Below are 23,414 nucleotides of genomic sequence, written 5' to 3' on the forward strand. Positions count from 1 at the left end.
CCCGAGCACAACCACCCGCCGACGGCTACACGTCGGGCGCGTAGTGCTTGCCGTCACCCCTGCGCTCCACCGGAGGCAGATTCCGCCGCGGCGTCTCGACCGGCCCTACGGCGAGACCGCGCGCCCGCCGCCAGGCTGCCCGGGCCCGCGGGTGGTAGCGCCGCTCGAACGGCACGAGGTGCCAGCCGAGCGCGACGGTACGGCCCACCAGCCACAGACCGACCGCGCTCCGACGCGACCAGCGACAGCCCAACTTGGCGCGCACCGCGGGCGGATACATCCCGACGGTGCTCCAGACGAAGGGCCGGGTCAAGGGACCCCGGATCACCCTCCACACCACGTCCGGCAGCCACTTCAGAAAAGGCGGCTTACCGATACGCCCGATGTCGAGCACGGCGCGCGCCGCCCAGTTGTCCTCCAGGGTGTCGGCACACATGCGCTCGAAGTAGGCGGTGAATCCTGCCCAGTTGGCGGGAGCGGCCCGGTCGCTGACCCCGTAGAGCCGGTACCACTGAAGGCTCTCCGCGTAGAGCTGCTCCTTCTGTTCCTCCGTCAGCGGCCGGCCGAAGTACTGGCACATCAGCACCGGGACCATGACGAAGGTCGCGTGCGCCCAGAAGAACGTGTCCGGGTCGAGGGCGTGATAGCGCCGCCCCTGGCGGTCAACTCCCTTGACGCCGACGTGATAGTCGCGGACCTCGCGGGCGATACGGGCCGCGTCCGGGCCGTCGTAGATCACTCCGGCGATCGGGTAGAGCGAGCGGAGCAGACGCTCCCAGCGCTCCTCGAAGAACTCCGAGTGTTCCTCGACTCCGGCGCCGAGGGCCGGGTGCATGTTCTGCATCGACCCGGCCCAGAGGCCGATCAGCATGCCCCGCCAGTCGCTGAAGTACCGCCAGATCAGAGACGACGGACCGAGCGGCTCGGGTGTCGACGGATCGCCGGGGGTGGTCAAGTGGAGCTCCTGACTGCCGAGTTGTGGTTCTTACAGGGCCCACCAGCAGTACAGCCGCCGGTTCTCCGCTGCGGCTCTCCTGGCCAGGCCGGACAACCGATGGAGCAGTTCCGCCGTCTTGGTGGGCGTGAATCCCAGTTCTTCGACAGCCGCGAACGGCTCTGCCGCCAGGTCAAGCCGCTTATCGGACGCCGTGGCCAGGGCGTCCCGGAGGGTGTCGGAGACGCTGATGACGAAGGCCGCCTCGGCCTCGGGGTCCGAGAGCAGTTGCCCGGAGCGGGGGCGGGCGCGCGCCTCGTCGTAGGTGCAGTCGGTGAGGATGCCTTCGAGCCGCGCCATCACGACCACCGGGTCGATGCCCTTGAGGGACAGCACGTCGAACACCGACGGATCGGGCCCGCCCGGTGCGTCGAGGACACCGACGGCAGCCTCGTCACTCGCGGCCGAGAAGTAATCGCACATCACCATGCCGTAGAGCGTGCCCTATGCCGCCGTCCGACGGCGACTGTCGTACGGTGACCGCTCGCAATGGGGGGAACGAAAGGGTGGGAATGGGAATTTACGGGGGCGAGTCGGTGCGTACACTGCCGGACATTCTGCGGGAGCACGCGACTCGGATCGGCGAGAAGATCGCATACCGGGACGACCGACGTGCCGTCACCTACCGGGAGTTGGAACAGCGCACCGCCCGGGTGGCGGGACATCTGGTGCGGCTCGGGGTGCGGCGCGGGGACCGGGTCGCGATCCATCTGGGCAACCGGGTGGAACTGGTGGAGACCTGGCTCGGGGTGCTGCGCGCCGGGGCGATCGGCGTTCTCCTCAACCCAGCCGCTTCGGAAGAGGAGTTGGCGTACTTCCTCGACGACAGTGGCGCCGTGGCGATGGTGAGTGAGGGACCAACCGCCCAACTCGCCTCCGTACAAAGGGTGATCGTCGTCGGGCAGGACGACCCGACCGAGGGCACGATCGCCTTCGAGAGTCTTGCCTGTACGGATTCGGGTACGGCACCCCGTGACGACCTCGATCTCGACGAGCCGGCCTGGATCCACTACACCTCGGGCACCACCGGGCAGAGCAAGGGCGTTGTCTCCACGCAGCGTTCGGGACTGTGGTCGGTGACGGCGGCCTACGTCCCGGCGTTCGGCCTGGAGCAACAGGACCTACTGCTCTGGCCGTTGCCGATGTTCCACGCCCTCGGCCACTCCGTGTGCCTGCTGGGCGTCCTCTCGGTCGGTGCGACCGCGCGCGTCCTCGCGCCGGGCGCGAACCTCGCCGAGGCGCTCACCGCCGACCAGTTCACGATCCTGGGCGGCGTGCCCGCGACCTACCGCCTCCTGCTGGAGTCGCTACGGGAGACCGCGCGTCCGGTGCCGCCCTCCCTGCGCGTGTGTGTCAGCGGAGGCGCGCCCTGTTCCCCCGAGTTGCGAGCCGAGGTCGAACTGGCCCTGGGCTCACCCCTGTTGGACGGCTACGGCTCCACGGAGACCTGCGGGAAGATCGCGATCGAGCGACTCGACGACTCCCGCGACGACCCCTCGCGTGGTTTCCCGCTGCTGGTGCTGGACGTCCGGATCACCGATCCGTCCACCGGTGCCGAGGCCGGCGAAGGGGACGAGGGTGAGATCTGGGTGCGTGGCCCTGGGCTGATGACGGGCTATCACAATCGTCCGGACGCGACCGCCGAGGCGTTCACCGACGGCTGGTACCGCACCGGGGACCTCGGCAGGCGCAACGCGACGGCCCAGCTCCATGTCACCGGCCGTGTCAAGGAGTTGATCATCCGGGGCGGTGTGAACATCAACCCCTCCGAAGTGGAGCGGGTGTTGCTGGCCCGCCCCGATATCGCCGACGCAGCTGTGGTCGGCCGACGGCACGACGTGCTGGGCGAGGTGCCGGTGGCGTTCGTCGTGCCCGGCCCGGACGGGGTCGACACGGCGCTGGCCCTCGCCGCCTGCCGGGAACGACTGTCCGGGTTCAAGGTGCCGGACGAGATCTATCCGACCGCGTCCCTCCCCCGTACCGCGTCCGGCAAGATCGCCCGGGCCGTGCTCGCCGAGCAGTTGCCTGAGCGCCTCGCGGCGGAGCGTACGACCGCCTCGGCAGCGCTGCGCGAGCGACTTGCCGCCGCGTCCGACGCCGTACTCGACCTGGTTCTCGAAGTGACGGCACGGACTCTCGACGTACCCGTGCGCGAACTGGACTCCGAAGTACCTTTCAACGAACAGGGATTGACCTCGCTCGGCGCTGTCCTGCTGCGTGACCGGCTCGGCACGGCGACCGGTCTGGCCCTGCCCGCGACGCTGGTGTTCGACCACCCCACGCCGACCGCCGTGGCGACGCTGGTGCGCGACGCGCTGCACGGCGACAGCCCCGCACATACAACCGGAGACAGCTACAACGCCGAACCCGGGGAACCGATCGCCATCGTGGCCATGGCCTGCCGCTATCCGGGCGGAGTGGAATCCCCGGAGGACCTATGGCAGTTGGTCGCCGACGGTACCGACGCGACCTCCGACTTCCCCGCCGACCGCGGCTGGAACGTGGCCGACCTGTACGACCCGGACCCCGACCATCTCGGCAAGTCCGTCACCCGCCGGGGCGGATTCCTGGACCGTGCGGCCGACTTCGACGCGGCCTTCTTCAGCATGTCGCCCCGCGAGGCCCTCGCCACCGACCCTCAGCAGCGACTCCTCCTGGAGACCGGCTGGGAGTTGCTGGAGCGGGCGGGCATGGACCCCGCCGGTCTGCGCGACAGCGACACCGGCGTCTTCGTCGGCGTCATGCACGCCACCTACGCGAGCCGCCTACTGCACCGCGGCGGGCACGAGTTGGAGGCGCATCTCGCCCTCGGTTCGGCGGGCAGCGTGGCCTCCGGCCGCATCGCCTACACACTGGGGTTGCGCGGGCCCGCCGTGACCGTGGACACCGCGTGCTCGTCGTCGCTCGTCGCGATGCATACGGCGGTACGGTCCCTGCGCGACGGCGAGTGCTCGCTCGCCGTCGCCGGCGGGGTCACGATGATGGCCTCGCCCGGCCCGTTCATCGCGTTCAGCAGACTGCGCGGACTGGCCCCGGACGGTCGCTGCAAGCCCTTCTCGGCGGCGGCCGACGGCACCGCCTGGGGCGAGGGCGTCGGCCTGGTCCTGCTGGAACGGCTCTCCGACGCACGGCGCAACGGCCACCCCGTACTCGCCGTACTACGCGGCTCGGCCGTCAACTCGGACGGCGCGTCCAACGGGCTCACCGCGCCCAACGGCCCTGCCCAGCAACGGGTGATCCGCTCGGCGCTGGCCGACGCGGGACTGACCCCGGCCGACATCGACACCGTGGAGGCCCACGGCACGGGCACCGCGCTCGGCGACCCGATCGAGGCACACGCGCTCCTCGCGACCTACGGCCAGGACCACACCGCCCAACGCCCGCTGTGGCTGGGCTCGTTGAAGTCCAACCTCGGCCACACCCAGGCCGCGGCCGGTGTCGGCGGCGTCATCAAGACCGTGCTGGCCATGCACCACGACCGACTCCCCCGCACCCTCCACGCCGATGAACCGTCGCCGCACGTGGACTGGTCGCCGGGCACCGTACGGCTGCTGTCCCAGGACGAGGAGTGGCTCCCCCAGCCCGGCCGCCCGCGCCGCGCGGCGGTGTCGGCCTTCGGTATCGGCGGGACCAACGCGCACGTGATCCTGGAGGAGCCCGAGGCAGCCGTAGTCGACGAACCGCCCCTTCGCCGCCCCGTCACACCCCCGCTGCTGCTCTCCGCCGCGAGCCCGGCAGCTCTGCGCGAACAGGCCGCACGCACGGCCGACTTCCTCCGCGCCCACCCCGAACTCCCCTTGCCGGACCTGGCGTTCACACTCGCCACCACCCGAGCCACACTCCCCCACCGAGCCACGGTCACCACCGACGACCGCACGACGACACTGACCGCCCTCGACGCCCTGACGACGTCAGCCCCTTCCTACGCCACCACCCCCTCCGCCCGCCTGGCCGTGCTCTTCACCGGCCAGGGAGCCCAACGGACAGGCATGGGAGGGGAGTTGTACGACACCTTCGCGGTGTTCGCGACCACCTTCGACGCCTTGTGCGCGCGCTTCGACGCCCACCTGGAACGTCCGCTGCGCTCCGTCCTCTGGGACGCGGACGCTGGCGCGCTGCTGAACCGAACGGACTTCACCCAGGCCGCTCTCTTCACCTTCGAGGTGTCCGTCTTCCGACTGCTCGAATCCTGGGACGTACGACCGGAGTTCCTCGCCGGACACTCGGTCGGCGAGTTGGCGGCGGCCCACTGCGCGGGCGTGCTGTCCGAGGCGGACGCCATCGAACTGGTCGCTGCGCGTGGAAGGTTGATGCGGGAGCTGCCGGAGGGCGGTGCCATGGTGGCGCTCGACGCCACCGAGGCGGAGGCGACGTCCGAGCTGACCGACGGGGTCGCGATCGCGGCCGTGAACGGCCCCCGCGCGGTCGTCGTCTCCGGCATGGAAGAGCCGGTCCTCGCGCTCGCGGAGCGGTTCGCCGTGCGCGGCCGTCGTACCGTCCGGCTACGGGTCAGCCACGCCTTCCACTCCCCTCTCATGGAGCCGATGCTCGCCGAATTCGGTCGGCAGGCAGGCGAGTTGACGTATCACTCCCCGACCATCCCGGTGATGTCGGGCCTGACCGGTCTGCCGGCCATCGGGGACGAGCTGCGGTCGGCCGAGTACTGGGTACGGCATGCCCGTGAGGCCGTGCGGTTCGGTGACGCCGTGGACTGGCTGGCGCACGACGGCCGGGTGACCGCGTTCGCCGAGATCGGCCCGGACGCCCAGCTCACGGCCCAGGCCGCGGCGAGCCTGGCGGGGACCGGCAAGGAACTCCTCTTCATCCCGGCTGCCCGCCGGGACGGCGCCGAGCCGCGGACGCTGTTCGACGCGCTCGGCCAACTCCACGTCCACGGCGTGCGGTTGGACTGGCACCGGGTGTACGCGGACAGCGGCGCCCGGCGGGTCGACGGCCTGCCGACCTATCCCTTCCAGCGGCAGCGCTACTGGCTGTCCGACACCGGCGCCGACGCGAGCGCCGGTTCCAGGCACCCGCTGCTCACGCAGACGGTCACGGTGCCGGGGACCGAACGCCTGCTGTGCACGGGCCGGTTGTCCGGCGCGGCCCAGCCGTGGCTGCGCGATCACGTCGTGGGCGGGCACACCCTCGTGCCCGGCGCCGCGTTCGCCGACCTCGTGCTGCACGCGGGCGACCTGTGCGGTCTCGCCGTACTGGAGGAACTCGCCCTGCTCAAACCGCTGTTCCTTCCCGAGGACGACGAAGCCGGCATCCAACTCCAAGTGGTCCTGGGCGAGCCGGACGACTCCGGGCGCCGCAGCGCGGACGTCTACGCGCGGCCCGAGGAATCCGGCGCGCTCGGCGCCTGGACGCAGCACGCGACCGGTCGACTCGGCCCCGCTGTTCCCGGCGTCCTGGACGGCGCGCTCGCCCTCACGGAGTGGCCGCCTCCCGGTACTACGCGGGTGGATCTCTCCGGTGCCTACGCGCGAGTGGCCGAGGCCGGGCTGGCCTACGGTCCAGCATTCCAAGGCGTCACAGCGCTGTGGCGGCGCGACGAGGAACTGTTCGCCGAGGTCGGCCCGTTGCCGGTCGCTGACGCCCGGCACCACATGCTCCACCCGGCCCTGCTGGACGCCGCCCTGCACCCCGGACTGCTCGCCGAACCGCCGACCGGCGCGCCCCGACTGCCCTTCGCCTGGCGGGGGTTGACCCTGCACGCCACGGGTGCGACGGCCCTGCGCGTCCGTATGACGACGACCGGCCCGGACTCGATCACCCTCGACCTCGCCACGCCCACGGGCGCACCCGTCGCCCGCCTGGAGTCGATGACGACCCGACCGGCACCGGAGCTGGGTCCCACCCCGGCCAGGGAGCTGTACCGGCTGCGCTGGACAGGCGTTCCGACCGCCGGCGAGGTACCCGCCGTAGCGATGTCGGAGACGGACGACCTGAACCTGGCCGCGTTCCTCGCCTCCGCCGACGACGAGTCGTCCTGGTCCGCGGAAACACCGGAGTTGGTCGTGGCGTCCCTGTCCGCGCCCGGCGACGCGAACACTGATCCGGTTGCCGCGGCGCAGGAACTGACCGTACGGGCGCTGGAGTTGCTGCAAACACATCTCGCCGGTACCGGACGACTGGCCGTGGTCACGCGCGGTGCCTCCGCGGCCTCCCCCGACCTGGCCGCCGCCACGGTCTGGGGCCTGTTGCGGACCGCCCAGTCCGAGTACCCCGGTCGCCTCACCCTCGTGGACGTCGACGGCCGCCCCGAGTCACTACGACAGGTGTCCGCCGCCCTCGCCACCGGGGAGCCCCAGATCGCCGTCCGTGAGGGCATGTTGAGCGTCCCGCGACTGGCGACCGCGTCCGGTTCGGCGACCGACGGCTCCGTCGGCGGGGGCACTGTTCTCATCACCGGTGGTACCGGGTCCCTGGGGGCGATGCTGGCCCGGCACTTGGTCGACCGGCATGGAGTTCGGCGGCTCGTACTCCTCAGTCGGCGTGGTGAACAGGCACCGGGCGCGCTGGAGTTGCAAGACGATCTACAGCAGGCGGGCGCACAGGTGGACTTGGTGGCCTGCGACATCGGCGAGCGCGACCAACTCGCCGCCGTAGTCGCGACGTTCGGGCCCGACCTGACCGCCGTAGTACACGCGGCCGGGGTCCTTGACGACGGCGTATTGGCCTCGATGACTCCTGAGCGACTGGCGGTCGTGATGCGGCCGAAGGCGGAGGCAGCTTGGCAGTTGCACGAGTTGACGAAGGAACTGCCCCTGGCGCGGTTCGTGTTGTTCTCGTCGGCCGCCGGTCTGTTGGGCAATCCCGGTCAGGCCAACTACACAGCGGCGAACTCCTTCCTGGACGCGCTCGCCCGCCATCGCGCTGAACTCGGCCTGCCCGCACTGTCGTTGACCTGGGGTGCGTGGGAGGACGAGGAGGGCATGGCGGCCCGCAGCGGCCGGGTTCACGGCGGGCCGGTGCGCGCGGTCTCCCCCGAGCAGGCGTTCGCGCTCTTCGACGCCGCGCTCGGCAGCGGTGAACCGGTCCTCGCGCCACTGCCGTTGGACCGCTCACCGAAGGCGGTCCCGGCCGGGACCGTCGTCCCGCCGCCCCTGCGCGGGCTGTTGCGCGCGGACCGACAGTCGGCCTCCGCCGGCCTCCGGGCGGACGGTGCCGCCGGGTCCTGGCGGGATCGGCTCGTGGCACTGCCCGTGCCCGAGCGGCTGCCCGCGCTGCGGGCGCTGATCCGTACCGAGGTCGCCGGTGTACTCGGGCACACGGACGCCGACGCGGTCGACCGGGACTTCTCGGAACTGGGCCTCGACTCCTTGATGCGGGTCATGCTCTGCAACCGGTTGAGCCTGCTGACCGGGACGCCTCTCGCGGTCACCGTGGCCTACGACTGGCCGGACACGGAACAGCTCGCCGAGCACCTGTACGGCGAACTGCACGTCGACCTGTCAGACGAGGTCTCCGCCGCGACCGTCCCGTCGCCGGTAGGGCCAGGTCAGCGCGGGCGCGGCGCCGGGCGGTCGCTGCCCGCCCTGTACCGGAAGGTCTGCGAGACCGGTGACGTCGTATCTGCCATGCATCTGCTGGTGACCGCGTCCATCGGTGCGCCTGTCTTCGGGCCCGAGGAGGCAGCCCGGCACGCGCTGCCGCCGTTGCGGCTGGCCGCCGGTACCCGGGGTCCCGCCCTCGTCTGTGTTCCCGGCTTCGCCAGCAATCTGGGTCGCCCCTGGTACGCGGGGCTCGCCCCTTGTTTCGAGGGCGAGCGGGACGTCTTCGAGGTGCGGCACTCCGGCGTCGACGACGGAGACGCGGTGGCCCGGGACCTGGAGTCGCTGACCGAGACGCACGCCACGGCCGTACGGCATCAACTCGGCGACCGGCGTTACGTGTTGGTCGGTCATTCCATGGGCGGTACGGCCGCCCACGCGCTCGCCACCCGGCTGACGGACCTCGGTGCTCCCCCGGCCGGGCTCGTGCTGATCGACTCGTACCACGTCACCCCGGACCGGGAGGCCGAGCCGTGGCTGTTGTCCCTGCCCGCGCGGATTCCGCTGATGGCCGGCGAGAGCTTCGACACGATGGTGGATGATCTGACGCTGCTGTCGCTGGGCGCGTACACCCGGATGTTCCGGGGCTGGCAGCCGGAGCACACGGAGGTGCCCACCCTGCTGGTGCGCGCCTCCGAGCCGCTGGCGGACATGCCTCGGGAGTGGCGTTCGTCCTGGCCGGGCGTGCGGGACACGGCGGACACCGCCGGCACGCATCTCAGCGTTCTGGAGGGGGACGCCGCGACGACGGCCAAGGTGGTCCGTGACTGGATCGAGGCGCTGGCGTAGTCCGGCACGAAACCCAATATCTACGTCGGCGACATGAGAAATGAAATTAACGTCCGCACATGGCCGATCGCGCCGTGCTACTATTGATCTCAGTTGCAGTTGTGGTTGCCAAACCCTTCAGATGCCCACACCGCCCTCCGGGACGGTGGAGCATTTTTTTGTGTGTCCGGTTTCTTTCCGGCGGGGTGATCATCACGGCGACACGGAGTCCGCACACTGCGGGCTCCGCTGACCGCCCCGAAGGAGAACAAAATGGCCAGTGGCACCGTGAAGTGGTTCAACGCGGAAAAGGGTTTCGGCTTCATCGAGCAGGATGGTGGCGGCGCTGACGTCTTCGCCCACTACTCGAACATCGCCGCCCAGGGCTTCCGCGAGCTGCAGGAGGGTCAGAAGGTGACCTTCGACATCGCGCAGGGCCAGAAGGGCCCGACGGCCGAGAACATCGTTCCTGCGTAACGACGACGTTTACTTCGCAGCTGGGGCCCGCACCTTGGGGTGCGGGCCCCAGCTCGCTGCATTTTCCATGCTTTCGGCGCTATTCCGCCGAAGCCACCGGCTCGTTCTTGCGATTCTCTGCGCCGTTCATTCACCGCGGGAATTCCTTGATACGTGCCATATCAAGGAAGGTTCCACATTTTGAACCGCGCACGTACGAATGACCGCTTCTCGCGAAAGCGTAATGGAAATCCGGAATCCGCAAAGAGCGGCGGCTACCGCTCGGCGGCCCCGTCCGGCAACCGCTCCAGCGCGCCGCGCCGCTCCAAGGGCGGCGGTGGCCGACCGGTCGCCCTCCAGGGCGAGTTCGCGCTGCCGAAGACGGTGACCCCCGGCCTTCCCGCCGTGGAGTCGTTCGCCGAACTCGACATGCCCGCCAAGCTGTTGGCCGCGCTCGGCCACGAGGGCGTCACCGTCCCGTTCCCGATCCAGGCGACGACGCTCCCCAACTCCCTCGCCGGCCGTGACGTGCTCGGCCGCGGCCGCACCGGCTCCGGCAAGACCCTCGCCTTCGGCCTCGCGATGCTGGCCCGTACGGCGGGCCGCCGCGCGGAGCCGCGTCAGCCGCTCGCGCTGGTCCTCGTCCCGACCCGCGAGCTGGCCCAGCAGGTGACCGACGCGCTCACCCCGTACGCCCGCGCCGTCAGCGTGCGGATGACCACCGTCGTCGGCGGTATGTCGATCGGCCGCCAGGCCGGGGCGCTCCGCGGTGGCGCGGAGGTCGTCGTCGCCACGCCGGGACGCCTCAAGGACCTCATCGAGCGCGGCGACTGCCGCCTGGACAGCGTGACCATCACCGTCCTCGACGAGGCCGACCAGATGGCCGACATGGGCTTCATGCCGCAGGTCACCGCGCTGCTCGACCAGGTGCAGACGGGCGGCCAGCGGATGCTGTTCTCGGCCACCCTGGACCGCAACGTGGACCTGCTGGTCCGCCGCTACCTGACCGACCCCGTCGTCCACTCCGTCGACCCCTCCGCGGGCGCGGTCACGACGATGGAGCACCACGTCCTGCACGTGCACGGCACGGACAAGCAGCGCGCGACCACCGAGATCGCGGCGCGCGAGGGCCGGGTCATCATGTTCCTGGACACCAAGCACGCGGTGGACCGGCTGGTGAAGCACCTGCTGAACAGCGGCGTCCGCGCGGCCGGTCTGCACGGCGGCAAGTCCCAGCCGCAGCGCACCCGCACGCTCGCCCAGTTCAAGGACGGGCATGTGACGGCGCTGGTGGCGACCAACGTCGCGGCGCGCGGCATCCATGTCGACAACCTCGACCTGGTCGTCAACGTCGACCCGCCCACCGACCCCAAGGACTACCTGCACCGCGGCGGCCGTACGGCCCGTGCGGGCGAGTCCGGCAGTGTCGTGACCCTGGTCACCCCCGACCAGCGCCGTGACTTCACCCGCCTGATGACCATGGCCGGCGTCACCGCCGAGGTCACCTCGGTGCGGTCGGGCGAGGAGGAGCTGACCCGGATCACGGGCGCCCAGGCCCCGTCCGGCGTCCCGGTCGTCATCCAGGCCCCGGTCGTGGAGCGCGAGCGCACCCGTCGTAGCCCGTCCTCCTCGTCGTCCCGGGGCCGTCGTGGCCGTCCGGCCGCGGCCGGCGAAGGCCGGTCCGCCGGTGGTGCGGCTCGGCGTGGCGGCAGCGGCGGCAGTGCCGGCGGAAGCAGCAGCCGGGGGCAGCGACGCTCGTCCTTCGGCCCTGCGGCCTGAGGACCAACTCGGCGCCTTCGGGCGCCCGTTCGGCCCCCGATCCTCCTTCTCTCTGTGAGGCAACATGCGCTGTGTCATCGCCCGGTATCCCTTCGACCTCACCAAGATGGGTGTCCTGGAGACGATGAAGGGCATCAAGCCCGAGCTGATCACGGGTGAGTCCGTGACCATCGGGCGGCGCCGCTACCCCGTCAAGCAGGTGGGGCAGGTCATCACCCGGCAGGACCCCCGTGACTTCAACAGCGGCGAGGTCGTCCGGGCCATGACCCGGCTCGGCTTCACCTGCCACGGACTGCCGGAGGTCGTGCCCGTGCACGCCCTCACTCCGCTGGAGAACGCGTCGGCGCTGCTGGGCAGCGGCGCGGCCCAGGACGTGTAGGGACCGTGTAGAAGCGACACCAGTACAGCCGAGAGGGCCCTGCCGACGCGCGTCGGCAGGGCCCTCTCGGCTGTCCGGGCCCGCTACGGGCCGGGCGGTACCCCTGCTGAACGGGCAGATGAACAGCGGGTTAGCATATGAGCGCCGCCTAGCTCGAAAGAGAAATCTGTGCCTGTCAACGAGGACTCGTTCACCAACTGGAAGACCCGCGAGGAGATCGCGGAGTCGATGATCCCGATGATCGGGAAGCTGCACCGCGAGCGGGACGTCACGGTCCTGCTGCACAGCCGCTCCCTGGTCAACAAGTCGGTGGTCAGCATCCTCAAGACCCACCGGTTCGCCCGCCAGATCGCCGGCGAGGAGCTCTCCGTCGTCGAGACCCTCCCCTACCTGCGGACGCTCACGGCGCTCGACCTGGGCCCCTCGCAGATCGACATCGGCATGCTCGCCGCGACCCACCGCAGCGACGAACGCGGTCTCTCCGTCGAGGAGTTCACCGCCGAGGCCGTCGCCGGCGCCACCGGCGCCAACAAGATCGAGCGCCGCGAGGGCCGCGACGTCGTCCTCTACGGCTTCGGCCGCATCGGGCGCCTGGTCGCCCGCCTGCTCATCGAGAAGGCCGGCTCGGGCAACGGTCTGCGGCTGCGCGCCATCGTCGTACGACAGGGTGGCGACCAGGACATCGTGAAGCGGGCCTCGCTGCTGCGCCGCGACTCGATCCACGGCCAGTTCCAGGGCACGATCACCGTCGACGAGGCGAGCAACACGATCATCGCCAACGGCAACGAGATCAAGGTGATCTACGCGGGCGACCCGTCCGAGGTCGACTACACGGCGTACGGCATCAAGGACGCCATCCTCATCGACAACACGGGCAAGTGGCGTGACCGGGAGGGACTTTCGCAGCATCTGCGGCCCGGCATCGACAAGGTCGTACTGACCGCGCCCGGCAAGGGCGACGTCCCGAACATCGTGCACGGCGTCAACCACGACACGATCAAGCCGGACGAGCAGATCCTGTCCTGCGCCTCCTGCACGACCAACGCGATCGTGCCGCCGCTGAAGGCGATGGCCGACGAGTACGGCGTGCTGCGCGGCCATGTGGAGACCGTCCACTCGTTCACCAACGACCAGAACCTGCTGGACAATTACCACAAGGCCGACCGGCGGGGCCGTTCGGCGCCGCTGAACATGGTGATCACCGAGACCGGTGCCGCCTCCGCCGTAGCCAAGGCGCTGCCCGACCTGAAGGCGCCGATCACCGGCAGCTCGATCCGGGTCCCGGTGCCGGACGTCTCGATCGCGATCCTCAGCCTCCGGCTCGGCCGCGAGACGACCCGCGCCGAGGTCCTCGACTACCTCCGCGATGTCTCGCTCACCTCGCCGCTCAAGCGGCAGATCGACTTCACCACCGCCCCCGACGCGGTGTCGAGCGACTTCATGGGTTCGCGCCACGCCTCGATCATCGACGCGGGCGCCACCAAGGTCGACGGCGACAACGCGATCCTCTACCTCTGGTACGACAACGAGTTCGGCTACTCCTGCCAGGTGGTCCGGGTCGTCCAGCACGTCTCCGGGGTCGAGTACCCCACGTATCCAGCCCCGGCTGTCTGAGGCCCTCTGCCCCCGCCCGCTGAACGTGTGACGGCCCGGCCACCCCCAAGTGGGGGCGGCCGGGCCGTCGTTGTCACCTACGTGCGCCTGAGTGCGCTGTGTCAGCGGGTACTGCGCTTGCCTCGGTACAGCACCACGAATCCGGCGACGAGCAGCAGCGCGCCGGCCACCGCGGGCCACAGATTCGCGCCGGTCTCCGCCAACCCGCCCTGTGCCTGCGGCTGGTTGGGGCCTACGGCGGCGTAGCTCTCCCCGCCCGAGGACGAGGCGGGCGGTGTCGTCGCGGCGCTGCCGACCTGACCGCCGGAGCCGTTGTCCGAACTCCCCTGCGTCTCGCTCGACTTGGACCCTTCGGTCTTCGTGTCCGCCTTGGGGACCGAGACCGCCGTCGTCAGGTCACCGGGTTCGGTGGTCTGGACGTCGGTGGGCTCGGGGGCGTTGGTCTCGGTGTCCGGGGCGCTGGTCGCGGGGTCCGCGGTGGGCTGGTCACCCTTGCCGCCGTTGTCACCGTTCCCGGCGCTGCCACCGTTGCCGCCGTTGCCGCCGTTGCCGCCGTTGCCCTGGTTGCCGCCGTTCCCGGCGGGCTCGTCGGACGCGGTGGCCGTCGGCGCCGCCGTAGCGGATTCGGTGGCCGACGGGGACTCCTGCGGTTCACCGGAACCCCCACCGTTCCCGGAGCCGCCACCCGAACCGGAGCCGCCACCCGAGCCCCCGGGGTCGTCGTTCGTCCCGGCGCCGCACTTGTCGCCGTTGTTGATGCAGTTGACCATGTCCTTCATCAGGCCCTCGTCGAAGACGTTGATGAAGTCGCCGTGGTCGGTGACGGGCTTGTGCTGCTGCTCGGGGAAGGAGTCCACCGCGAACAGCGGGCTCGTCCTGCCGCCGTCCTGGAGGCTCGGCGCGTCCACGTCGTAGACGATCCGCTGCACCAGCTGCGGAATGGCCTCGAAGCCCGTCGGGCAGGAGCCGTCGGCGGCCTCGAAGGCCACGTGGGTGCGGTGGTTGGCGCTGTCGATGTTGCGGCCGTCCCAGCAGCTCTGGAACTTGAAGGTGCGCACCACGTCACTGCCCGCGGGGCACAGCGGGTACTTGTCCTTGAGCTGCCGGTCCTCGAACCCGGTGCAGCTCCAGGAGGCGTTGGCGTTGGCCGGGCCGTTGACGAAGGCCTTGGCGTCGCCGGTGATGATGCGCAGGAGGCGCGGCATCGCGACGACCTTGCTCTTCGGGTTGCCCACGAACGTCAGCGTGGCCGCCTTCGCGGTCACGATCTGACCGGAGTTGCCCTCGGTGCCGCCGCCGGGCTTGTCCGCGTCCCGCTCCTGCTTGCCGTTCTGGAGGCGCAACACGGGCCAGTAGTAAGTGGACTTGTCGCCCGGGTTCTCGCAACTCGTGTCGGCCTTCGCCAGGTCGTCGTCGCTCGCGAAGGCGTTGTTCGACTGGTTGCCGACGTAGTCGTGGAAGTGGTGGGCGCCGTTGGTGACTCCGGGCGCGACGATCACGTTGTCCGAGTTGAACAGGCCGTTCTCGTTCACACCGCACGCGGTGACGAACGTGCCGCGGGAGGCGTCGGACTGGTCCTGCGGGGTGTTCACGTTGGGCTGCACGGAGGTGATGTCCGCGTAGTCCGAGGCGACCGGCCCGTTCGCGGACTGCTGGTTCCCCTGCTGCCCCTGGCCGTCACCCTGCTGCTGGCCCTGGCCGGTCGGGTCGGCGCTGCCGCTCTGGTCACCCCCGCTGCCGTTGTCGTCGCCGTTCGTGGGGGCGATCAGTGTGCAGCCGGCGAGCGCGTCGAGACCCTCCGGGCGATCCCCGACGCGGTCGATGGCGTCGTCGATCCGCCCGATGGTCGCGGCCCGCTTCTCCTTCAACGGATTCATGATCGCGTTGTCGGCGAAAGAGGCGTCCTGGCGTATGGACTCCGTCGAGTCCTTCAGTTTCTGATAGGCCTCGGTTATCTGCTGGTCCAGAAGCGCGAGTTGGGCGTCGACCTCGGTCTTCGCCTCGTCGGGGACGGACGTCAACTGGGTGCCGATGTCCGGGCAGTCGATCGTCGCGCCACTCGATGCCGCGTCGGGAGACCCTTGCTGAGACGAGTCACCGCCCCAACCGCCCTCGGACGCCGACGCGTAGACGTTCGCCGCCACCAGTCCTCCGCCGCCCAGCATCAGGGCGACTGCTGCCATCGTCGCGCGTCGTGCGCCCGTTGGGCGTCTGCGCGTGTTGCGTGCCAAGGAAGTTGCTCCTACACGTATCGGTCGGCCCGGATCGTCCCGGCATGGAAATCCCCCGTTCCCATACGGAGCGGGACGCCAGTGTGTTCAACCGTCCCAGAAATTCATAGCGACCTCATATGGATCACCCGGCTCGGCGGGCCCATGAGCCCTCGATGCGCGCAGCTGAAGTATCCGAGCGAGGTAAAGGTCACAAAAACGTATCGGACATATCGCGCTTCAACCTTCACACGAGGCACACACGTTGGCTAAGTTGACGCTCAGACCGTACGACCTACTCCGGCGATCAGCGCCGGGCCGCACGGTTTGCGCCGAGTCCGGTGTGTCGCTCGCGACAGCCGGAGCCGGGGACCCACCGACTTGGGGTGAATCGACCCAATTGCCCGTCCGGGCAAGGGTCGTAGGGCAATCCTTCCGTGATCGGCCGCCCGAACCCGACAGCTAACCCGGTAGGCGCGATACGGAAGGAGCACGTCTGCCATGCCGGCAGAACGACGCACGCGCACCGGAGGCAGTGGCCCCACCGTGGACGACCGACCCAGCCGTGACGAAGTCCAGCGGCGGATCAACTCCCTTTACGACAGGGCCGAGACGGCCACCGGAAACTACAACGCCACACGCAAGATGTCCGGCGGCCAGCGCAAGCGCGCCGAGCCCCGTCCCAGCGCGTCGCGTCCTTCCGACCCCGCCCAGGACGCCGTCACTCGGCAGTTGTTCGACCGCGCTCGTGCCCAACTGGGCCCGACCGTACCGGCGAAACTGCCGCCCGGCAGGACTCCCGCCCGCTCGGCGGCACCCCGGCCCGAGCGACGCCCCGAGCCCGAGGGCGGCGCCCGAGCGCTTGAGGCGCAGTCCAGCCGCGCCGTGGCCGAACTGACCGCGGGGACCGGTGCACCGGAACCCGCCACCCCTCAACTCGCCGCGCCCGTCGCGGAGTTGACGGCCGGACCGATCGCCGCGCTGCCGCCCGCCGCTCCGCAGTCACTCCAGATGCCGCAGATCACCGCGCCGCAGGCACTCCAGTCGCCTCAGCTGCCGTACATGCAGCAGATGGCTCAGATGCCGCAGGCGACCGTCCTCGACCTGCCGCCCGTGCCCGCCATCGAGGTACCGCCCACGCCCGTCGTGGAGGCACAGCAGTTCGCCGTCGCGGCCACCCCGGCGCCGGCCTTCGACCCGCTCACCGCGGACCTGGAGCTGCTCCCGTACATCGCCGCTCCGCGTACCGAACCCGCCCCGGCGAGTGCCCCTTGGGCGACCCCGGAGACGCCTTGGCCGGCCCCCGAGGCGACCTGGTCCACCGGCCAGATCCCGATGGTGGCCGAGCAGCCCGCCTGGTCGACCGGGCAGGTGCCCATGGTCACCGAGCAGCAGACCTGGTCCACCGGGCAGTTCCCTGTGGTGACCGAGCAGCCCGCGTGGTCCACCGGGCAGATGCCCATGGTCACCGAGCAGCCCGCGGCCCAGCCCGCCTGGTACCCCACGCCGGAACCGGACTGGCGCCCGCCGCGGCAGGAGTGGCAGCCGATCGCCCCCGCCGCCGAGGTCTCCTTCGCCTCGGCCCCGGCCGTCCTCCCCGAGTTCACGCTGCCCACGGCTCCGCCGATGGCCCCGGAGATCCTTCTCCCCCCGGCCCCGGCCATGAGCCCGATGACCAGCACCACGGCCGTCCCCGCCGCGCCGGACGCGGGCACGCAGAGCAAGACCGCCACCGCGCTCGCCTTCGCCCGCGCACAGATCGGCAGGCCCTGCCTGTGGGGCGCGGCCGGACCGGACGCGTACGACTGCTCCAGCCTCACCCAGGCCGCCTGGAAGGCCGCGGGCGTCCTCCTCCCGCGCACCGCCCAGGAACAGTCGGGCGCCGGCGCCCTCGTCCCGCTGACGGACATCCGCCCCGGCGACCTGATCTTCTTCTACGACAGCATCGACCACGTCGGCCTCTACACCGGCAACGGCCTCATGATCCACGCGCCGAGCCCGGGTACGCCGATACGCGAGGAGTCGATCTTCCACGCCGGTGCCGCCGCCATCCGGGGCGCCGTACGGCCCGCCTGATCCGGTCGGGGCCGGGCATTTCCCGGCCCCGACCGCACACCCCGCGACACTCCCGGCCAACCGTGTCATAGACCCGTACGAGTGGTGCATCCTGGGACACGGTCGTAGCGTCGACAGAGACACGACGACCGCGCACCGGCAGGCGGGCCCACCGCTGGTGCGGGGCGACGAGGACGAAGAGGCGGCCGGGAGCGGACATGTACAAACACACCATGGTCGGAATCGTCACGCTGTGTGCCGCAGCCCTGCTCGGGCCGGCCGTCGGCACCTCGTCGGCGGCCCCGAGCACGGTACCGGCGACCGCCCACCGGCAGCTCCAGGACCCCGTACTCGTCGACTGCCTGTGGCATCCCCAGGTGCGCCCCACCGACTTCATGCTCGCCTGCGGCGACGGCAACAGCCGCCTCGCGTCGCTGCGTTGGACGTCCTGGAACGGCAACTCCGCGACGGCCACGGGCGTCAACTGGGTGAACGACTGCAAGCCCTATTGCGCGGTGGGCAAGTTCCACTCGTTCCCGGTCACCGTCCGGCTCGACACCACGCGGACCTGGAAGCGGCACCCGCAGGCGCGGCAGTACACCGAGATCACCCTGACGTACCCCGGCGCGAGGCCGGACAAGTTCCAGCACACGGTGACCTACCCCCTCTGGAACTGACTCAGAGCGCCAATTCCACCACCAACGGCCGGTGATCCGAGATCGCCGTCCTCGGTGCGTGCGCCGTCCCTACGGCGTCCGCGCCGAGCCCCGTCGCCAGGATGTGGTCGAGCTGGACGAGCGGCCGGTGCGACGGAAAGGTCGCCCGCCGCACCGAACTCCGCCAGCCACGCGGCGCGGTCGCGTTCAGGGTGAACCGGGGAAGGGCGCCGAAGAGGTTGAAGTCGCCCATCAGTACCCGGGGTTGGGGCAGATCGGCGATCCAGCGGCGCACGGTGCGCAGTTGCCCGATGTTCCACCCCGGCACGAACGAGAGATGGACGGCCACGACGGTGAACGGGCCGTGCGGTCCCTCCAGTACGGCGGCCAGGGCGGCCCGGGGCTGATCCCGCGCCAGGACGGGAGCGGCCTGCCCGGCGACCCGCAAGGGCATACCGAAGGGCGCCGCCGGGAGCCGTAGGGCCCGCCATTCGTGGACCGGGAGCCGGGTCAGCAACGCCAGCCCGTGCGAAGGGACTTCGGGCTGCCGAGCCCCGGGTCCGTAGACGCGCATCCCGGGCTCGGTCGGGTCGGGGACCCAGCCCTGGCCGGGCACGGAACGGCAGTGCAGTGCCGTCGCGTATCGCCAGTCGTGTGCGTCCATCGCGTCGGCGGCGACGGCCGCCTGATCGACGCCGCCCGACCGTTCCTGGAGGCAGTCGATCTCCTGGAGCGCCACCACGTCGGCATCCAGGGACGCGACGGCTTCGGCGAGGGGCGCCGAGGGGTCGCCGGGGGCAGCGGGGTTCGGGCAGCCGTCCGGCTGGATCCGCCTGCCGTGCAGCACGTTGAACGTCGCGCATCTCACCAGTGACTCACCCATGATCAGGCCGCATTGTACGTAGGCCGTCTGTGCGTGGGGGTCCCCGGTCCCCCCGGTTCCCTCCCCTCGAAAGTGTACTTGCGTAACTCAATCAATCCGCTATAGTTGAGTAAGTCAAGCAAGCTTACGCGGCCTCATCACCGAGGCGCATCGTACGGAGCGGATGGAGACCGCCATGGACGACGCGCCCCGGACCCCGGCCGCTCCCGGTCCGCTCGCCTCCTTCGCCCGGTTCGTGGCGCTGGGCGGCGGTGTCGGGCTCCTCTCCAGCGGCGCCGTGGCCCTGCTGGCCGAGCGGCTGCCATGGGCGCTGGCGAATGCGCTGATCACCGTCGTCTCCACCCTCCTGTGCACGGAACTCCACGCACGTTTCACCTTCGGCTCGGGCCGGCGCGCCGGATGGCGTCGGCACTGGCAGTCGGCGGGCTCGGCCGCGGCGGCCTACGGGGTGACCTGCGCCGCGATGTTCGTCCTGCACCTGGTGCAGTCGTCGCCCGGGATGCTGACCGAGCAGTTCGTGTACCTCAGCGCTTCGGGGCTGGCCGGCCTCGCCCGCTTCCTGCTGCTGCGGCTGTACGTCTTCGCCACCGGTAGTGGCCGCGCGGCCACGACCGGCTCGCGGCAACTCCAGCGCCTTCAGGGCGTGTTGGAAGCTCCGGCTACCGTAGGCACCTTGCGGCAGCGGCAGTTCGCGCTCGCCTCCAACTGACGCCGCCCGGTGATCAGTTACGCTGACCGTTTCCACTTCACAGGGGGCGGGGGCATGTTCACCAAGCGATGGATAGTGGGCGGACTGACAGCACTTCTGGTCGGAGCGCTCGGCGCATGCGGGGGCGGGAGCGGAAGCGACGACAGCACGCGGTCCGTGTCCGGTGCCGGGCAGGGCAGTTCGAGCACCGCGCAGAAGGCCCGGCCCACCCCCGACACGGTGACGGGGCTCCGTGACTCGGTCCGGCACCTCGCCAAGCAGACGGCGAAGGGCACGCGCCCGCACACCGTCACCAAGTGCGCGTCCGCCTCCAAGAAGGTCCGGCACACGTCCAGTTCGGGATCGGGCTCCAAGAAGAAGACCCGCACCTGGTACACCACGGAGCGATCCCGGGAGTGCTCGAAGGTGCGCAGCGGCACCGAGACGTACACCCGGATCGTCCGCGCGGAGCGGTGGTGCGTGAGCCTCGACGACGTCGGCGGCAACACCGCGAAGGACGACGTCTGGTACCAGGTCACGCGCTCCGCCTACGACGAGGCGCGCATCGCGGACGAGCACGCGCGCGTGGAGTTCACCCCGACCGGTTCGGGCTGCTGAGAGCGCGGTCCGACGACCCGGCCCCGGAAGGAATTACGAATCGGGGGCCCGCACTTCGAGTGATTTCGCGATCACAGACGTACCTGCGGTCATGGGCGCCCAGCGCCGACCCGCCACGTCACCGACTCGGAGAACAGGCACCCCATGAACGCATCCGCACCGCACGACCCCGCCGCCGACGGAACCGCCCAGATCGGCGTCACCGGCCTCGGCGTGATGGGCCGCAACCTCGCACGCAACTTCGCCCGCAACGGCTACACGGTGGCCGTCCACAACCGATCGCCGCACCGCACCCATGAGTTGATGAAGGAGTACGGCGACGAGGGCGCCTTCGTCCCGGCCGAGACGGCACAGGAGTTCGTGGCCGCGCTCGAAAAGCCCCGCCGCCTGATGATCATGGTGCAGGCCGGTCCGGCCACCGACGCCGTGATCGACGAGTTCGCCGCGCTCATGGAACCCGGCGACATGATCATCGACGGCGGCAACGCGCACTTCGCCGACACCCGCCGCCGCGAGGCGGCCCTGCGCGACAAGGGCCTGCACTTCGTCGGCGCCGGGGTCTCCGGCGGCGAGGAGGGCGCGTTGAACGGGCCGTCCATCATGCCCGGCGGTTCGGCGGAGTCGTACGCCGTGCTGGGTCCGATGTTCGAGTCCGTCAGCGCGAAGGTCGACGGCGAGCCCTGTTCCACGCACATCGGGACCGACGGCGCCGGGCACTTCGTGAAGATGGTGCACAACGGCATCGAGTACGCCGACATGCAGCTCATCGCCGAGGCGTACGACCTGCTGCGCCAGGTCGGCGGCTACACACCGGCCGAGATCGCGGACGTCTTCCGCCGCTGGAACGAGGGGCGGCTGGGTTCGTATCTGATCGAGATCACCGCCGAGGTCCTCGGCCACACCGACGCGGAGACCGGCAAGGCGTTCGTCGACATCGTCACCGACGCGGCCGGGCAGAAGGGCACCGGTCGCTGGACCGTGCAGACCGCGCTGGAGCTGGGTTCGCCGGTCACCGCGATCGCGCAGGCCACCTTCGCGCGCGCCTCGTCCAGCCAGGGCGACCTGCGCGCCGCCTACCGCGGTCTGCCCGGCGGCACCACTCCCCCGCTGAGCCGTACCGAGGCCGACCGGTTCACCGCCCAGGTCGAACAGGCGCTGTACGCCTCGAAGGTCATCGCCTACGACCAGGGCTGGAAGATGATCCAGGACGCGGCGACCGAGTTCGACTGGTCGATCGACCTGGCCGCGGTCGCCGGGATCTGGCGCGGCGGCTGCATCATCCGCGCCTCCTTCCTCGACCGCATCCGTGCCGCGTACACGGCCGACCCGGCGCTGGTCAGCCTGCTGGGCGAGGAGCGTTTCGCGCAGGAGATCGGCGACGCGCAGGTCCCCTGGCGTGAGGTGGTCGCCTCGGCGGCCCGCCGCGGGATTCCGGTCCCGGCGTTCTCCGCCGCGCTGTCGCACTACGACACGCTGCGCGCCGACCGGCTGCCGGCGGCCCTGCTCCAGGGCCAGCGCGACTTCTTCGGCGCGCACACCTACGGCCGTACGGACCGCACCGGTGCCTTCCACACGCACTGGTCCCGGCCCGGCCGCCCGGAGACGACGGCCTGAGCCGTGCGGACATGACACCCCGGCCCTCCTGCTCAGGCAGGGGGGCCGGGGTTCTGTGTGCCGCTACCCGACAGGCGGTGCCGTGCTGTCGCGTATGACGAGTTTCGTGGGCACCAGCGTGGTGCCGTGCTCGTCGCCGCGCTCCCGCATCCGCCGTAGGACACCTTCCACGCACAGGCGGCCGACCTCGGCGAAGTCCTGGTGGACGGTGGTCAGGGGCGGCAGGAAGGAACCGGCCTCGGGGATGTCGTCGAAGCCGATCACGCTGACGTCCTCGGGAATGCGCCGGCCACGCTCGTGCAGGGCCCGCAGCAGCCCCAGGGCCATCTGGTCGTTGGCCGCGAACACCGCTGTGCAGTCGGCCTGTTGGGCGAGTTCCAGGCCTACGCGGTAGCCCGACTCCGCGGTCCAGTCGCCACGTACGACGGGAGGCACGGACCGTCCCGCGTCGGTGAGTTCGGCGCTCCAGGCGTCGGCGCGGCGCTGGGCCGCGAAGGACTCCTCGGGGCCCGCCAGGTGCCAGACCGTGCGGTGGCCGAGGTCGAGCAGGTGGCGTACGGCGGCCCGCGCGCCGCCGTTCTGGTCGGTGTCGACCACGCTGTAGCGGTCGCCCGCGTCGGAGTCGGCGACGACGACCTGGACATGGGGCGGCAGGGAGATGGTCGCCGCGTCCAGAAGGTGGACCTCCATGATGGCGATGACGGCGTCGACGGCGAGTTCGCCGAGGCGGGAGAAGGCGCCGCGTACCTCGTCCTGGGTGGGCACGGCGACCGGCAGGAGCGTGACGGCGTAGCCCTCGTGCGCGGCGGAGGTGGCGATCGCCTCCAGGGTGCGCATGTTGCCGGTGGTGGAGAGGTTGAAGGTGATCACGCCGATGGTGCGGAACTCACCGCGTTTCAGCGCGCGGGCGGCGCTGTTGGGCCGGTAGCCCAGCTCCTTCATGGCGGCGAGGACCTGTCGCCGGGTCTCCTCGTTGACGCCCGCGAAGCCGTTGGACACCCGGGAGACCGTCTGCGACGACACGCCGGCGACGCGCGCGACATCCGCCATGGAAGCGCTCGGGGCGCGTCTCGAAGATCGTTTCCCGGTGCGTCTGCGTGGCTTCTCCGTACCGCCCGAGGCACCGTCCACTGTGTCCACC

At 70.7% G+C, this 23,414-nt stretch carries 15 protein-coding genes and 1 riboswitch; of the genes, 10 read left to right on the top strand and 5 right to left on the bottom strand.

The window, feature by feature from the left end; translation table 11 throughout:
* Positions 1-25 precede the first annotated feature (25 nt).
* Positions 26-955, bottom strand: a complete 930-nt coding sequence (locus OG226_RS04765; RefSeq protein ID WP_329348019.1) for an oxygenase MpaB family protein — start codon at positions 953-955, stop codon at positions 26-28.
* Between the two features lie 30 nt (positions 956-985).
* Entirely contained in the window at positions 986-1,423 is a 438-nt protein-coding gene (locus OG226_RS04770) for a hypothetical protein (protein WP_328675331.1), read from the bottom strand.
* A gap of 83 nt (positions 1,424-1,506) precedes the next feature.
* Here OG226_RS04770 and OG226_RS04775 point away from each other — a divergent pair, with 83 nt between their 5' ends.
* The 5 genes from OG226_RS04775 to OG226_RS04795 all read left to right on the top strand — a co-directional run bounded on the left by OG226_RS04775 (position 1,507) and on the right by OG226_RS04795 (position 13,549).
* Positions 1,507-9,342, top strand: coding sequence for an SDR family NAD(P)-dependent oxidoreductase (locus OG226_RS04775; RefSeq protein ID WP_443066862.1), 7,836 nt, complete (start codon positions 1,507-1,509; stop codon positions 9,340-9,342).
* Between the two features lie 252 nt (positions 9,343-9,594).
* The gene (locus OG226_RS04780) at positions 9,595-9,798 is read left to right on the top strand and encodes a cold-shock protein (protein ID WP_019056860.1); all 204 of its coding nucleotides are present in this window, start codon (positions 9,595-9,597) and stop codon (positions 9,796-9,798) included.
* Between the two features lie 180 nt (positions 9,799-9,978).
* The gene (locus OG226_RS04785; RefSeq protein ID WP_329348021.1) at positions 9,979-11,556 is read left to right on the top strand and encodes a DEAD/DEAH box helicase; all 1,578 of its coding nucleotides are present in this window, start codon (positions 9,979-9,981) and stop codon (positions 11,554-11,556) included.
* Positions 11,557-11,620: 64 nt separating this feature from the next.
* Positions 11,621-11,935, top strand: coding sequence for an SCO5918 family protein (locus tag OG226_RS04790; RefSeq protein ID WP_329348022.1), 315 nt, complete (start codon positions 11,621-11,623; stop codon positions 11,933-11,935).
* 168 nt (positions 11,936-12,103) lie between these two features.
* A complete protein-coding gene (locus OG226_RS04795) occupies positions 12,104-13,549 on the top strand; it encodes a glyceraldehyde-3-phosphate dehydrogenase (RefSeq protein WP_328675335.1) in 1,446 nt (481 codons plus the stop codon).
* Positions 13,550-13,650: 101 nt separating this feature from the next.
* Here the strand turns inward: OG226_RS04795 and OG226_RS04800 are convergent, their stop codons facing one another.
* Positions 13,651-15,732 carry a DUF1996 domain-containing protein gene (locus OG226_RS04800; RefSeq protein ID WP_329348023.1) on the bottom strand — a complete coding sequence of 694 codons (2,082 nt, stop codon included), beginning with the start codon at positions 15,730-15,732 and terminating at the stop codon, positions 13,651-13,653.
* A gap of 347 nt (positions 15,733-16,079) precedes the next feature.
* A riboswitch (cyclic di-AMP (ydaO/yuaA leader) is annotated at positions 16,080-16,252 on the top strand.
* An 8-nt stretch (positions 16,253-16,260) separates the two neighbouring features.
* On the opposite strand from OG226_RS04800, the gene OG226_RS04805 reads away from it, so the two are divergent.
* Together OG226_RS04805 and OG226_RS04810 are read left to right on the top strand one after the other, a co-directional pair.
* On the top strand, positions 16,261-17,835 hold the full coding sequence (locus tag OG226_RS04805) for a C40 family peptidase (protein ID WP_329348024.1): 1,575 nt from the start codon (positions 16,261-16,263) through the stop codon (positions 17,833-17,835).
* Between the two features lie 197 nt (positions 17,836-18,032).
* Entirely contained in the window at positions 18,033-18,491 is a 459-nt protein-coding gene (locus tag OG226_RS04810; protein ID WP_328675340.1) for a hypothetical protein, read from the top strand.
* A 1-nt stretch (position 18,492) separates the two neighbouring features.
* On the opposite strand, the gene OG226_RS04815 is transcribed toward OG226_RS04810, so the two are convergent.
* Positions 18,493-19,338 carry an endonuclease/exonuclease/phosphatase family protein gene (locus OG226_RS04815; protein ID WP_329348025.1) on the bottom strand — a complete coding sequence of 282 codons (846 nt, stop codon included), beginning with the start codon at positions 19,336-19,338 and terminating at the stop codon, positions 18,493-18,495.
* Between the two features lie 190 nt (positions 19,339-19,528).
* On the opposite strand from OG226_RS04815, the gene OG226_RS04820 reads away from it, so the two are divergent.
* The 3 genes from OG226_RS04820 (at position 19,529) to gndA (ending at position 22,273) form a co-directional block, all read left to right on the top strand.
* Positions 19,529-20,062: a GtrA family protein gene (locus OG226_RS04820; protein WP_329348027.1), complete on the top strand. Its 534-nt coding sequence runs from the start codon at positions 19,529-19,531 to the stop codon at positions 20,060-20,062.
* Positions 20,063-20,116: 54 nt separating this feature from the next.
* Positions 20,117-20,659: a hypothetical protein gene (locus OG226_RS04825; RefSeq protein WP_329348029.1), complete on the top strand. Its 543-nt coding sequence runs from the start codon at positions 20,117-20,119 to the stop codon at positions 20,657-20,659.
* 144 nt (positions 20,660-20,803) lie between these two features.
* Positions 20,804-22,273: an NADP-dependent phosphogluconate dehydrogenase gene (gene gndA / locus OG226_RS04830; protein WP_328675346.1), complete on the top strand. Its 1,470-nt coding sequence runs from the start codon at positions 20,804-20,806 to the stop codon at positions 22,271-22,273.
* Positions 22,274-22,336: 63 nt separating this feature from the next.
* Here gndA and OG226_RS04835 read toward each other — a convergent pair whose 3' ends face one another.
* The gene (locus OG226_RS04835) at positions 22,337-23,323 is read right to left on the bottom strand and encodes a LacI family DNA-binding transcriptional regulator (RefSeq protein ID WP_329348030.1); all 987 of its coding nucleotides are present in this window, start codon (positions 23,321-23,323) and stop codon (positions 22,337-22,339) included.
* Positions 23,324-23,414: the final 91 nt, after the last annotated feature.

The sequence above is a fragment of the Streptomyces sp. NBC_01261 genome, from assembly GCF_036226385.1.
In the GTDB taxonomy this organism is placed as follows: domain Bacteria; phylum Actinomycetota; class Actinomycetes; order Streptomycetales; family Streptomycetaceae; genus Streptomyces.